Origin of the sequence: Crocinitomix algicola (assembly GCF_001661595.2) — a bacterium.
Taxonomy (GTDB): domain Bacteria; phylum Bacteroidota; class Bacteroidia; order Flavobacteriales_D; family Crocinitomicaceae; genus Crocinitomix; species Crocinitomix algicola.
Genome location: NZ_LYPF02000001.1, coordinates 377,327 through 390,341 on the forward strand (window position 1 = coordinate 377,327; position 13,015 = coordinate 390,341).

The following is a 13,015-nucleotide window of genomic DNA, read 5'->3' on the forward strand; positions in this document are numbered from 1 at the left end:
AACAAAGTTAAAAATAACTTCATTGGAACAGTTTTAAATAAGGGGAATAAACTAACAAAAACACCTTAAAAGGTTTCATAAAATAGCCTTTCTTTTTTTGTTACCTTTGTAATAATTACCGTTATTGGCTATATGAAACGAGTACTTTTTCTTTTATCAATACTTTCTATCTCTCTACAAGTCAACGCTAAAGAAGTAGAAGTAGATACTTTTTTGGTTAAAATGGAGGCAGAGATCAATGCACAATTGATTCTTGTAAGAGGCGCAAATGATGACTATCAAAGAAAATTAGAAAATGAAAGTTTAATCGAAAAAATCGAAGCTGTTTTAGAATACCCCGGAGTATTTGACTATCCGTTCTCCTCTTTTCAAACCATGTCCACCATTAAATCGCCAGACGATGCTTTTCGTTTATTTAACTGGAATATTGAAGATAATAACGGAATGAATAAGCACTTCTGTTATATGGTTATTCCAAACGGTTCAAAACCAAACCAAGTTATAAAATTTGAAGAGGATCATATCACAATTCCCCCGCGGCCTGAAAACACTTTAACTCCGAATCATTGGTACGGGGCTCTTTACTATAAAATAATTCCGGTCAAAAAAGGAAGCAAAACACTATACACTGTTCTTGGTTATGACGGTGCTAGTAGAAGCACAAACAAAAAAATACTTGATGTTTTTTATTTCAAAGGAAAAAAATTACGGATTGGCTATCCAGTTTTTCAAGAAGCAAAAGGATCTAAACGTGTTTTAAAACGTGTTTTTTTTGAGTACTCTGAGAAGGCAACTATTGGTGTGAATTGGAATGACCGTTTGGACGCCATTGTTTTTGATCATTTAGTTCCTGAAACGCCGAACCTAGAGGGAATGTATGATTTTTATGTTCCTGATATGACTTATGATGGATATCACTGGGCAGGTAACCTGTGGTTGTATGAGGAAGATTTGATCGCTGTGAATGACGAAAATAGACGAGTTAGACGCTACAACCCTAATGCAGAGGAAAATGGTATTGAGTACATTGAAGTCAAAGATGTATGGGTTGACCCGGTTGATGGAAATCCTAATGGCGGAGGAGTGGATGCAACTGCTCCTGTTGAAGATATTCGAAATACGAAGAAAAAAGGTGGAAAATCTAAGAAAAAGAATAAAAAACACCGCAGATGGTTCTTTAAAAAGAAGCAAAAAGACCCTCGATCAGCAATTAAAGATTAAACTGTTAGCCGTTCACGATAAATGTATTTTTTCTGAATAGATTCGAAAGGTCTATAGATATAATACACATATCCATCTACAATTTGAATATTTTCTACGTATTTAAAATGAAGTTTAAAACGCTGTTCTACTCCCCCACTTTGTGGATTAATTTGACTCAAATAGGTAAAGCCATTCAATAAAAATAGACCATAGATTAAATCTCTCGTAGCATCTTGTAGCAATGGTTGTTCCCAACCTGACTTGCGTGCCGTTTTGTGATAAGCAATTCTAACACTGTCTACGAAACCATCATCCGGTGTATACTTAAACAAATAATCTTTATAATGGTCAAAAACAAATAAACTATCATGCCCATATTTAAACAAAGGAGCGTATAACGACTCGTAATAAAGTGAATTTGTAAAAACCGTGGCACCAACCCATACCTCTTTATCTATTCCAGTTTCTATTTGTTTATTATGCGCCCATAGTTTTGTTCTAACATCAACATATTTATACTCCGACCTATACAGCTCCATCATCAAGTCATCCTGTACTGTTAACACTGGATTATAAGAAGAGTCAATTCGATCAAACTCCATATAGTCAAATGCGGGGTAGAGCTCAGAATAATTCGAGAAATAAATGTTCTCTCCAATCGTATCAATAACGGGAAGCACATATTTAAAAAAATAATCGCGATCCTCTAAAAATAACTCGAGGTGTTCGTCTCTCGTTTGAATTAAATATACCTCCTCTTCACAAATTAAATGCACATTGCCTCTAAAGTCCTTCTTTAACTCCGTTGCATTACCTCGAACATATCGAATATCGACCACTTCATTTTTCTTATCTAACAATCGAAGGACACCCCCTTTTTTCAACGTTTTTTCATACGTTAAAAGAATCAAATTACTTTGATTATTAAACTCAAAATCAGCGACACTATAATCTTGAGTGCCAAATACAGTATCCGGAACATTTGCAATAACATCTAAAACCTCAAGCATTCGGTATGGAAGCACTAAATCAATCTTAATCATTCCATTTGAAGCTTTTCGGAGCAATTTACGAGTAATAACAATACTATTTTTTTCAAATGCGACATGATTAAAAGTAATTGTATCTCCATCTTTAAATTGATGTCGAATAGAAAAATTACCTGATTTATCCGTGCGCCATTTATTATTTGGAATTCCGTTAAGCGAGCATCTTGCATCTGGTATACTCTGCCCTTCTTCATCAGTAACAATTCCCGTTACCGTAACTTCCTGTGAATGAGACGCTGATAAAAATAAAATAAAAATAACCAACCAAATATTATTTATCATAGTATGTAAATCGTTTAATGTTCTATTTTAAGATGCATTTGCCAAAATTATTCCATAATATTATTTATTCTATTTTTGATTGAATGAAAATTTTTGTTAACTACATTATATCCCACTTTAAAGAAGAATTCGACTTAAAACTTCATTTGCTGATAGCTGTATTTTTAAGTATTGCATTGTATTTTAATTATTGGTATTATCCTTACCGTGTTTATTCGAATCTTACCGTAAACTATTTTGAAGACAGTCGTTTGATACTTTACTTGTTCTTACTATTTATTCTTCCATTTCTGTTTACCACTGTTCTTATCTATCATAAAAACAGAGCTAAAAATGATAAAAACAATTACAAGAAATATTTGATTTATGGGACAATAGGAATGATTTTCCTTGCATTAGATTGTAGTTATTTTTCATTGCAATATTTAGTAGAATTATATGATATTGATCCTTTTGTGAATAGATGGATTAGAGCTTGTATCAGCAACCTATCTAGTTTAATAACAATTATAATTCCCTTGTATATAATCTATTTTTCAGTGAAACATTTCAAACCAGAATTTTACGGTTTGCGATTAAATGGAGCTAAGATAGTTCCTTATTTTTGGTTAATTCTATTTATGCTCCCACTTATTTACATAGCATCTTTTCAACCAGATTTTCTGGAATCCTATCCTAGCTATCCCCGTCAAAATTTTGAGTACCTATTTCTTGACACGGACCAATGGATAACTGCAGGTATTTACGAATTATGTTATGGATTTGATTTTATTTCAGTTGAACTTTTTTTTCGAGGATTTTTGGTAATCGCCTTATCCCGTTTCTTAGGTAAAGATGCAATACTACCTATGGTAACGGTATATTGTTTTTTGCACTTTGGAAAACCAGCTGGGGAAGCCATCAGTTCAATTTTTGGAGGATACATACTTGGGATATTAGCTTATCGATCGAGGAATATATTTGGGGGATTAATTGCTCATCTAGGAGTCGCATGGGGAATGGAGTTTATGGCCTATTTAAACATATAAATGGCTAAAAAGCAAACCAACTATTCAAAATATTCGTATTAAATGTTATAGAAAAAACTACCCAAATTAGGTTTTTTTAGAGAATTTTGTATATTTGATTACGATGATAACTGGATTAACATGTGGAGTAAAAATTAGCGTTGAAAGTCTTTACCGCAAGGACTTATCGAACGTTAAGAATAATATGTTCTTTTTTAATTACCGAATCGTAATTGAAAATCAGAACGCTTATGATGTTCAGTTAATTTCACGTTATTGGTTTATTTTTGACTCTTTGAACCCTGCAAAAGAAGTGTCTGGTGAGGGAGTTGTTGGTGAACAACCTATATTAAAACCTGGTCAAAAACACGTGTACGTGAGTGGTACAGACTTGCACTCTGATATTGGGTTTATGAGAGGTTACTACGTTTTCGAGCGCATGGATAACAAAGAGCGTTTTAGGGTAGCCGTGCCAAAATTTGAACTATTTGCTAAGTTAAAAATGAATTAGGCTGCAAAAGCCGCAATCTTTTTTCAATCCTTAAAAATTCCTTATTTTTGTGTTTTCACAAAGTAAAAAACACAAAATATGCCACAAGCAATTTATCATGTACCAACACCAGTAAACGAACCTGTAAACCCATATCTACCAGGATCAAAAGCTACTGAGTCTTTATTAAATAAGTATAAAGAAATGTACAATCAAGAGCCGATTGACGTTCCTATGTATATTGGTTCAGAAGAAGTTAGAACATCCGACAAACGTCCAATGTCTCCTCCTCATGATCATAAAAAAGTTTTGGGGCATTTTAACTATGGTGATGGCACCCATGTTGATGCTGCAATCAACGCAGCATTGGATGCTAGAGAAGCATGGGCGAATCTACCATGGGAACAAAGAGCTGCGGTATTTTTAAAAGCAGCTGATCTACTTGCGGGCCCATTTAGAGACAAAATTAATGCGGCAACAATGCTCGCTCAATCAAAAAACGTGATGCAAGCAGAAATTGATGCAGCATGTGAGTTGGTTGATTTCTTTAAATTTAATGTCGCGTACGTGACTCAAATTTACAATCAACAACCAGAATCTCAGCCCGGTATGTGGAACAGATTAGAATACAGACCTCTAGAAGGATTTGTATTTGCCATCTCTCCATTTAACTTCACTTCTATTTGTGCAAACCTGTGTGCTGCACCAGCAATGATGGGAAATGTTGTAGTTTGGAAGCCTGCTGAATCACAAGTATATTCGGCTCAAGTTATTATGGAATTGTTTAAAGCCGCTGGACTACCTGATGGAGTAATAAATATGGTAACTGCCGATGGCCCAACAGTAGGAGACATTGTATTTAAACATAAAGAATTTGCAGGCCTACATTTTACAGGTTCTTCTGCCGTGTTCAAACATTTATGGAAAGAAATAGGTTCAAATTTAGATTTGTACCGCTCTTATCCAAGAATTGTTGGTGAAACTGGTGGCAAAGACTTTATTATTGCGCATAAATCTGCTGTTGCCAAGGAAGTAGCAACAGGTATTTCAAGAGGTGCTTTTGAATTTCAAGGACAAAAATGTTCTGCAGCGTCAAGAGCATATTTACCTTCAAATATTGCTGGTGAAATCATTGAGTATGTTAAGGCTGATGTTGCGACATTCAAAATGGGAAGTCCTGAAGACACCAGTAACTTTATTAATGCCGTTATTGATGAAAAAGCATTTGATAAAATTGCTGGATATATAGACTATATCAAAGAACAAGAAGATGCTGAAATTGTAGCCGGCGGTAATTACGATAAATCAACAGGGTATTTTATTGAGCCTACTGTGGTTGTTACAACGAATCCGAAGTTTAGAACAATGTGTGAAGAAATTTTTGGCCCAGTAATTACACTTTATGTTTATGATGCTGAAGATTTCGAAGGAACATTAGCTTTATTGGATGAAACTTCTGAATATGCATTAACTGGAGCAATATTCTCTCAAGATCGATATGCAATTGATTTAGCAAGTAAAAAATTAGAAAACGCTGCTGGTAACTTCTATATAAATGATAAACCAACTGGAGCTGTTGTTGGACAACAACCATTTGGTGGAGCCAGAGCATCGGGAACTAATGATAAAGCAGGTTCTTATCTCAACTTATTACGTTGGGTTTCACCAAGAACAATTAAAGAAACTTTTGTTCCTGCTCAAGATTACCGTTATCCTTTTCTAGGATAATACACACTTGTTATCATGATATTTAGCCGTTCTAAAAATCTAGAACGGCTTTTTTTTTAACATTAACCTGTGTGACCTTTTAAAATCTACAATCATTCTACTTTCAAAGTTTATTTAAATTTGTAAATAGAATTGAACTTTTTTGTGAAGAAAAAATTTGTAGACATAGATTCGTTAATAGAGGAAAAAAATCCAAAGCTAAAAAAATGGCTACCTGGTTTTGTTCTTCGTTACCTTAAACGTGTAATACATCAAGATGACACCAATGAAGTATTGAACGAAACTCATGGTATGAATGGTTTCGACTTCTCCATTCATGTTTTAAATCGTATGAATATAAAAGTGAAGGTTGATGGTATTGAACATGTCCCAAAATCTGGTAAAGTTATATTTGCTTGTAATCATCCACTCGGAGGTATGGATGCATTAGCAATTATAAAAGAGGTCTACCCTATTCGACCTGATTTAAAATTTGTAGTAAATGATATCCTATTACATTTACCTAACCTAAAGGACCTGTTTGTTGGTGTGAATAAACATGGAGCAAATAGTAAAGAATCTCTTCAAGCTTTAAATGAACTTTATGCTTCAGAAAGAGCAATTTTTGTATTTCCAAGCGGATTAGTAAGTAGAAAGAAAAAAAATAAGGTAAGAGATTTGGATTGGAAAAAAACCTTCATTACACGCTCTAAAAAATTTAAGACGCCAGTAATTCCTGTTCATATTGGTGGAGAATTAACACCTTTTTTCTATCGATTATCAAACATTAGATCGGGAATCGGGATTAAATCGAATATCGAAATGCTTTACCTTGTTGATGAATTATTTAAGCAAAAAGGGAAAACCATTCATTTAAAATTTGGAAAATCTATATCTTACAGTACGTTTGATCAAAGTAAGAAAGATCAGGAATGGGCTAAATACGTTAAGGATCAAGCTTATGCTTTAGAAACGAAAAACAAGAATGACAAATAGAAATACAGACCATATAATCCCTCCTATTGACCGTCAATTAATAATCAACGAATTAACAGACGACAAATTCTTACGAAAAACAAATAAAGGGGGTAATTTGATATATCGCGTTAATGCTAAGAATTCTCCAAACATAATGCAAGAAATCGGTAGACTAAGAGAGCTTACCTTTACACTTGCAGGAGGTGGAACCGGACTGCCTGTTGACATTGATGAAAGAGACAAAGCAGAAGTTGCTTATCAACAATTAATTGTATTCTCCCCTGAAGATAATGCGATTACAGGTGGTTACAGATATATTGACTGTTCATTAGCGCAAAGTGAGGATCAACATGAATTATCGACTTCTCATTATTTTAATTTTTCATCCAAGTTTGTAAAAGAGTATCTTCCTTTTTCAATTGAACTTGGTCGATCATGGGTGAATCCAGATTTTCAACCATCAGTCAATCCGAGAAAAGGGCTATTTGCTTTGGATAATTTATGGGATGGTTTAGGAGCACTTGTTTTACTTTATCCTAGCATGAAATATTTCTTTGGGAAAGTTACCATGTATACCTCTTACAACGAAGAAGCTAAAAGAGCTGTATTAGGTTTTATGAAACACTATTTCCCAGACAATGAAAAGCTTGTTACCCCAATTCACCCCATGTATACTACAGTTAGTGAACACGAAATTGTAAGGTTGGTGAAGGATTTGGAATTCAAAGAAGGGCTTAAAGTACTGCAAAGGTATTGTCGAGATCGAAATGAGAATATTCCTCCTTTAATCAATAATTATATGCAGTTATCAACCACCATGAAGTCGTTCGGCACTGCGCGTAATCAAGACTTTGGAGGAGTTGAAGAAACTGGTATCTTAGTAACAATTGATGATATTATCGAGTCGAAAAAGAATCGACATCTAGAAGGTTTTGAATTATAAATCTTTTTAAGGGTGGAAATCAACTATTAAACGGTAACGACTTTAGTACTTATTATCCTTATTTTTGTAAAAAAATCTACGCATGCTTAAACATTTCACATTACTAGGTATTTTTGGATTATTAATCGGCTTGAATTCTTGTGAAACAGAATTCAGTTTAAATGGCGATTATCAAATTACGCCTGTTGTATTTGGATTACTTGACGAATCAGACAGTGTACATCTCATTAAAATTACCAAAGCTTTTTTGGGTGATGGAAATAATTTAGTGTACGCAAAAAATCCAGATTCCAATTATTTTGCTCAGGTAGATGCTAGAATTACTGAATATAATTTTGAAGGGGATGCAACTGGAAGAGTTTGGCAATTAAAAGATACAATCATTGAAAACAAATCAACTGATGGTGTATTTTACAGCCCTGAACAGAAAGTCTATTACTTCACTGCGAACGATTTAGTATCAGATTATGCATATCAATTGGATGCAGATTTTAATGAAGGACAAGCGAGTATCACTGCATTTACGGGTCTTATTAAAAACTTTTCTGCTCCAAGTAAATACGATCCTGGAATTCAAAAACTAAGTTTTGCTATTAATAATGTAGATGAAGATAAAGATTACAAAGTTGTTCGAGCGGACTTTACTCCAGGCACAAACGTCGGTCTATTTCAGTATGGTTATACTTTTAATTGGGAAGAACATTATGAAAGTGGTGAAGTAAAAACTTTTTCATTATACAGAAATATTGGTACAGAAGATGATTTAAGCTCGGCTCCTTTATACAGCGGAATCGAATTTTACAGATGGATTCAAGAGTCTATTCCTGATGATCCAGAAGTTGTTACGCGAAAAGTAATTGGATTTGACATGCATATATCTGTTGCCCATAGTACATTTGCTCAGTATTTATCAGTTTCTCAACCGGTTTCTGGCATTGCTCAAGTTCAACCAGTTTTCACAAACATTGAGGGTGGATATGGATTGTTTTCCAGTCGAAAACAATATATTAAAAAAGACTTACAATTAGATGCTCCATCGACGAAAGAATTGGCTAATGGACAGTTTACAATAACAAAAAGGTTTTGCTCGTCTTATCCGGCTCACAGCGATGAATCCTATTATTGTGAAGAATAAAAAAGCACCCCAAATGGAGTGCTCGTAATAAAAATACCGTTCCTTCTTTTTAACAACCTAGAAATTAGGTCGTAATGGATGTGACTCATAGAATTTATTAATATGATCAACAGCCTCTTTAGGGTCATCAGTGATTTTAATTAAATCCATATCTTTAATCGATATATTTCCTTCTGCATTTAACATTTCTTCTTCAATCCAATCCATCAACCCAGTCCAATATTTTTTCCCAAATAAAACAACTGGCTTTTTATCAATCTTTTTTGTTTGGATTAAAGTTAATGCTTCAAAGAGTTCGTCTAAGGTTCCAAATCCACCCGGAAAAGTTATAAAACCCTGTGTATATTTAACAAACATTACTTTTCGAACAAAGAAATAATCGAAGTCTACTGGATGATTAACATATTGATTACTTGACTGTTCAAAAGGTAAGACAATATTTAAACCAACCGATTTACCATGTCCATCCGCCGCACCTTTATTACCTGCTTCCATTATCCCTGGTCCTCCCCCTGTAATAACGCCATAGCCAGACTCAACTAATAATTTGGAAGTCTCAACCGCTTTTTGATAATAAGGATTTTCCAATTTAGTTCGAGCCGATCCAAACACGGAAACACATGGTCCAATTCGTGCCATTTTCTCATATCCTTCAACAAATTCGGACATAATTTTAAAAATTGCCCAACTATCATTTGTACGTATTTCGTTCCAATCTTTTTCTGTCATTCTTTTGAATTAAATTTTTATTTTAATTTAATAAATAAACTGAATAGAATTATAGTTATTTCAAAAAATCATTAAAACTTAACTGTTATTTAGGAAATGTTAATGTTTTTCTCCGGAACAATATTAGGGTGCTTTAAACGTCTTAATAATAAAAATAGATATGCAATCCATCACATTAGCAACAACAATTCGTAAAGAAAAAGATGCTCAAAACATCGCCAATCTCATTAAAAACTATTTTAGTTTTCAAACAGTTAACCTCGAAAAATCTGGGCATCGACACCTACTTCATATTAAAGGTAGAAAAATTTTACCTCAAAAAATTGAACAAACTTTAAGACTCTTTGGTTACCGCTGCTCAGAACTAATTTAGAAATGAAATTTGATTCCTACTTTGAATGATGCCCTCTGATAAATATGGCTTGTTCTGATGACGAGCTTATCTAAATTATATGGATCAAAAATAAATGAATCATTGATTTCACCATATTGTTCGTATCCAAAATTTGTGTACAAACCTGTTGAGTAACGAGATAACAATGGTAATGAAGCTTCTAAATTTAACACTAAACGTTCGGTAATTGGATAAGAACGACCAACCAAAACCCGTAGGCTAAGTGATGTACCACGAGCTGATTCGGTTTCTATATCATAGTTTTGTGATAAAATATTTGCCCGTTTCACGAAGAACGAAGATTCAGTAGTATTGCCCAATTTACCAAGTAACAGTTCATTTTCATTGAAACTTAGCACTCCATATTGCATGCGAAAACCAAAGTATTTTCCAACACCTGCAATACTTCCTCTAATGTAGTATTTAAAATCCAATGAAAAGTTATGCTGTCGACCTTTAATTTCGTTCAATACTTTTTGATTATGGAATAAATTTATATTAGAATTAAACAAATGTGATTTTACATTTGCAAACTGATACGAAGCTGTGGCTTCAATACGATTACCTAAAATTCTTGAATATCCTATTGAAAAAGCTGGAATTACGTATCTTAGTGGTGCAACTCTAGTAGAATCGTTTCCTTTAACCTTTATTTTTATTGTTCTTGTTTGAGTTGTTATTCCATTAAAATCAATATTCACAGCATTAAGACTTCCAATATATCCTGATTGGGAAAATAACGAGTAACAGACCAAATTTATACAGCACAATAATATAAATAACCTTTTCATTTTTTAACCTGATTTAGTTGATACATAACATCATAGATATACGCCTGTAAAACTCTTGAATGTAATTTTAACTTTACATCGGCTACATTTGCAAACACAATTTCGTCCTTATCTACATTTGCTACAAAAGTTATTAATTCAAAATTATTATGTGTTATTAATAAATCAGCAACTGCAATCGGTATAAGATATGGAAATAAAATTGAATAAAAATGAACGGCTTTAGCTTCATTTCTTTGCTTAATTGCAAAAGCACCAGTAAAAAGAAAATGCTCCGTGCCATACATTTTTTTTACATTAGCCACCCTGTCGTTTGACGAACAAATCATTTCAATGTCTTGATGTTTCATTAATTCCTTTACCCATCTCAACATAATTCCTAGAGCATTATATTCATCAACTGAATTAGGAGTTAACATTTTCGAATCAAGCAATTCCGTTTTCATGTTTAATTTTGGATATACTTTATCATACAAAGCACTCATTTCCTCCTTTTTGCGTTCTGATTTTATTAAATCTTTTTTACGATTCACTTTGAATTGCTCGAATATCGGATCAACAATAACTATTTTCTTAAATACATTTTCACCCTCCTTATTTCCCTCTTTACTAGTTTCTACTTGCTGTTGTGATTCTTCATGTTCTTTTTTAATATTTTCAAGCTCATCGATAAGATTTTTATCACGAACAAGATCATGTAAGGCATATAAGTAAAAATCGTCATTTTCAACTTTATCACTTGAATTCAAATCGTCTCTCAGAGCATTCAACTCTTTTTTTCTCCTTATTTTTTGATACTTTGACATATCTGACTCTTCAATTTTTAAAAGCGAATCTTCGATATCAAAGTCAAGCGCAACTTCTTTTAATTCCTTTAAATAATTTTCCTTTGCTTTGTCCTTCAGCTTTGTAAAATCAAATTTAGAACGAACAGCTAGTTCTTTTTTCATATCTTTTTCATAAGCTTTAAATACCGAATCATTCATGTATTTTTCAGCCATATCATATGCAAATCGATATGCTAATACATTTAAAAAATCTTTTGATATATCGCTTAAAAAAAGGTGCAGTACATAGCTTTCTCCTTCAATGTCTTGAGGTTTTTCACTTACCTCACTGAATCGATTCGCATTTTTGTACTTTGCTAAACCATATAAAGATTTAACCAATGACAAATCTAAAAATCTGTTGTTGGGAAATTCTTTTTGAAGTAGATAGGAAAGATAAATTGCTTTTCCATATTCGCGTTGAGAAAGAGTAATGCTAACATTTTCAAACCTAGCTAAATTCTGTACTTCTCTAAATTCTTTTTCTGAAATAACAAATTTCTTATTCCCTTTCGATTTATCGGTCCCTACCTTCATGATTACATTATTCATTCGCTTTTCAATATTCGGATGGCTGCTGTTTAAATCATCGTAATTGAATTCTTTCGACACTTTGTTTAATGTGTCAATAAAATAAGAATCTGGTATAATGAGTTGAGAGGAATTTAGAAATGTTGATTCGAATTTAAAATCCTCAAAAGGTAAATAGGAATACAATAACATTTCAAATGATGTATATATCTCGTCAACATCATATTCAGTGTTCATATAAATATCAACTCCTTTTTCATCTGCTTCAAATTCACTACTTTTGTTGTAAACACTTAATGCTGCCACTTTAGACTCATGGTCCATTTTGTAATATTTCCCTTTACCCTTTTCCAAGGTTTGGCGCTCCACATAACTTTCCTTAACATGATGCTCAATGTAATGCGATACCTCATGGGCAATGATATAGGCTAGCTGCGCTTCATTTTCAAGCTGAGCCAATAATTCAGTTGTAAAAACTATAATTCCTTGATCAGTAGAAAAAGCGTTTGCGGTTGTGCTTTTTAAAACGTAAAATCTCAGCTCATCTTTCAAAGAACTTTCAGCTCGTAAGGTGTAACTAGCTACTCGATTTAAGTATTTACTCAATTTTTCATTGAATAATATATTACCACTCAGTAATAGCTCATCAATATAATACCGTGTACTTAAAAAAAAGTCTTTATCCAAGTCTTTATCCTCATTCTCCAAATAGTCTTGTTCGGATTTATCATATGATTTTGTTGTGAAATCTTTGGGTATTTTTCCACTAGCGTATAGTCCACTGAAATTTTCAGTCGTTTGACTAATTGTCAAACTTGTAGCGTTTAACCAAACCATTATACACAAAACAAATATCTTCCTTATTCCCATTTATTAACCAAATTTTACAACTAACATATTCCTAACCGCTCTATTTTTTTCTTTGATATAAAGTTCAAGCATATCTAGG

General features: G+C 33.1%; 12 protein-coding genes. 8 read left to right on the forward strand and 4 right to left on the reverse strand.

Going from position 1 to position 13,015, the window contains the following annotated elements; genetic code table 11:
• The first annotated feature begins 132 nt into the window (after positions 1-132).
• Positions 133-1,221 (forward strand): hypothetical protein, encoded by a 1,089-nt coding sequence (locus tag A8143_RS01650; protein WP_070137348.1) that lies wholly within the window; start codon positions 133-135, stop codon positions 1,219-1,221.
• Here A8143_RS01650 and A8143_RS01655 read toward each other — a convergent pair.
• On the reverse strand, positions 1,218-2,534 hold the full coding sequence (locus A8143_RS01655; protein WP_070137350.1) for a carboxypeptidase-like regulatory domain-containing protein: 1,317 nt from the start codon (positions 2,532-2,534) through the stop codon (positions 1,218-1,220). The two genes, A8143_RS01650 and A8143_RS01655, sit on opposite strands and share 4 nt — an antisense overlap.
• 83 nt (positions 2,535-2,617) lie before the next feature.
• Here A8143_RS01655 and A8143_RS01660 point away from each other — a divergent pair, with 83 nt between their 5' ends.
• The 6 genes from A8143_RS01660 (at position 2,618) to A8143_RS01685 (ending at position 8,794) form a co-directional block, all read left to right on the forward strand.
• Complete coding sequence (locus tag A8143_RS01660; protein WP_070137352.1) at positions 2,618-3,562, forward strand: CPBP family intramembrane glutamic endopeptidase; 945 nt, start codon at positions 2,618-2,620, stop codon at positions 3,560-3,562.
• A gap of 103 nt (positions 3,563-3,665) precedes the next feature.
• Complete coding sequence (apaG, locus tag A8143_RS01665; protein ID WP_070137354.1) at positions 3,666-4,052, forward strand: Co2+/Mg2+ efflux protein ApaG; 387 nt, start codon at positions 3,666-3,668, stop codon at positions 4,050-4,052.
• Between the two features lie 78 nt (positions 4,053-4,130).
• Complete coding sequence (pruA, locus tag A8143_RS01670) at positions 4,131-5,759, forward strand: L-glutamate gamma-semialdehyde dehydrogenase (RefSeq protein ID WP_070137355.1); 1,629 nt, start codon at positions 4,131-4,133, stop codon at positions 5,757-5,759.
• Positions 5,760-5,903: 144 nt separating this feature from the next.
• Positions 5,904-6,734: a 1-acyl-sn-glycerol-3-phosphate acyltransferase gene (locus A8143_RS01675; RefSeq protein WP_070137356.1), complete on the forward strand. Its 831-nt coding sequence runs from the start codon at positions 5,904-5,906 to the stop codon at positions 6,732-6,734.
• Complete coding sequence (locus A8143_RS01680; protein ID WP_070137357.1) at positions 6,724-7,659, forward strand: GNAT family N-acyltransferase; 936 nt, start codon at positions 6,724-6,726, stop codon at positions 7,657-7,659. Before A8143_RS01675 ends, A8143_RS01680 begins: the two co-directional genes overlap by 11 nt.
• Positions 7,660-7,741: 82 nt before the next feature.
• On the forward strand, positions 7,742-8,794 hold the full coding sequence (locus A8143_RS01685; protein ID WP_070137359.1) for a DUF4249 family protein: 1,053 nt from the start codon (positions 7,742-7,744) through the stop codon (positions 8,792-8,794).
• A gap of 57 nt (positions 8,795-8,851) precedes the next feature.
• Here the strand turns inward: A8143_RS01685 and A8143_RS01690 are convergent, their stop codons facing one another.
• Positions 8,852-9,523, reverse strand: coding sequence for an LOG family protein (locus A8143_RS01690; protein ID WP_070137360.1), 672 nt, complete (start codon positions 9,521-9,523; stop codon positions 8,852-8,854).
• A gap of 160 nt (positions 9,524-9,683) precedes the next feature.
• Here A8143_RS01690 and A8143_RS01695 point away from each other — a divergent pair, with 160 nt between their 5' ends.
• Positions 9,684-9,896: a hypothetical protein gene (locus tag A8143_RS01695; protein WP_070137362.1), complete on the forward strand. Its 213-nt coding sequence runs from the start codon at positions 9,684-9,686 to the stop codon at positions 9,894-9,896.
• Here the strand turns inward: A8143_RS01695 and A8143_RS01700 are convergent.
• Complete coding sequence (locus A8143_RS01700) at positions 9,893-10,708, reverse strand: hypothetical protein (protein ID WP_139134239.1); 816 nt, start codon at positions 10,706-10,708, stop codon at positions 9,893-9,895. The two genes, A8143_RS01695 and A8143_RS01700, sit on opposite strands and share 4 nt — an antisense overlap.
• Complete coding sequence (locus A8143_RS01705; protein ID WP_083261172.1) at positions 10,705-12,936, reverse strand: M48 family metallopeptidase; 2,232 nt, start codon at positions 12,934-12,936, stop codon at positions 10,705-10,707. Before A8143_RS01705 ends, A8143_RS01700 begins: the two co-directional genes overlap by 4 nt.
• Between the last annotated feature and the right edge of the window lie 79 nt (positions 12,937-13,015).

Excerpts from the sequence above, each read along its gene's own strand:
- A8143_RS01650 (WP_070137348.1), top strand. The coding sequence starts at position 133 with ATGAAACGAGTACTTTTTCTTTTATCAATACTTTCTATCTCTCTACAA.
- A8143_RS01655 (WP_070137350.1), bottom strand. The coding sequence starts at position 2,534 with ATGATAAATAATATTTGGTTGGTTATTTTTATTTTATTTTTATCAGCG.
- A8143_RS01660 (WP_070137352.1), top strand. The coding sequence starts at position 2,618 with ATGAAAATTTTTGTTAACTACATTATATCCCACTTTAAAGAAGAATTC.
- apaG (WP_070137354.1), top strand. The coding sequence starts at position 3,666 with ATGATAACTGGATTAACATGTGGAGTAAAAATTAGCGTTGAAAGTCTT.
- pruA (WP_070137355.1), top strand. The coding sequence starts at position 4,131 with ATGCCACAAGCAATTTATCATGTACCAACACCAGTAAACGAACCTGTA.
- A8143_RS01680 (WP_070137357.1), top strand. The coding sequence starts at position 6,724 with ATGACAAATAGAAATACAGACCATATAATCCCTCCTATTGACCGTCAA.
- A8143_RS01685 (WP_070137359.1), top strand. The coding sequence starts at position 7,742 with ATGCTTAAACATTTCACATTACTAGGTATTTTTGGATTATTAATCGGC.
- A8143_RS01690 (WP_070137360.1), bottom strand. The coding sequence starts at position 9,523 with ATGACAGAAAAAGATTGGAACGAAATACGTACAAATGATAGTTGGGCA.
- A8143_RS01695 (WP_070137362.1), top strand. The coding sequence starts at position 9,684 with ATGCAATCCATCACATTAGCAACAACAATTCGTAAAGAAAAAGATGCT.
- A8143_RS01700 (WP_139134239.1), bottom strand. The coding sequence starts at position 10,708 with ATGAAAAGGTTATTTATATTATTGTGCTGTATAAATTTGGTCTGTTAC.
- A8143_RS01705 (WP_083261172.1), bottom strand. The coding sequence starts at position 12,936 with ATGGGAATAAGGAAGATATTTGTTTTGTGTATAATGGTTTGGTTAAAC.